The following is a 255-nucleotide window of genomic DNA, read 5'->3' as shown; positions in this document are numbered from 1 at the left end:
ATGCCATCGGTATGGAAGACTTACAAATCAGTAATATGCTCAAAAATAGAAAGCTTGCAAAAGCGATTAGTGAAGTATCTTGGTCACAATTTCGAACTATGTTGGAATATAAAGCAAAGTGGTATGGCAAACAAGTTGTTGTAGTATCTAAAACATTTGCTTCTAGTCAATTATGTTCCAATTGTGAATCCAAAAACAAAGATGTTAAAAATCTAACAATTCGTGAGTGGGATTGCTCTTCTTGTGGCACACATC

At 34.5% G+C, this 255-nt stretch carries 1 protein-coding gene; it reads left to right on the top strand.

Going from position 1 to position 255, the window contains the following annotated elements:
- Positions 1-255, top strand: a 255-nt coding sequence (locus AAIE21_RS29505) for an RNA-guided endonuclease TnpB family protein (protein WP_343269887.1), incomplete at both ends; no start/stop codon positions are given.

Origin of the sequence: Paenibacillus sp. 102 (assembly GCF_039549175.1) — a bacterium.
Taxonomy (GTDB): domain Bacteria; phylum Bacillota; class Bacilli; order Bacillales; family Bacillaceae_G; genus Bacillus_A.
This window is presented reverse-complemented; position numbering and strand designations above follow the sequence as displayed.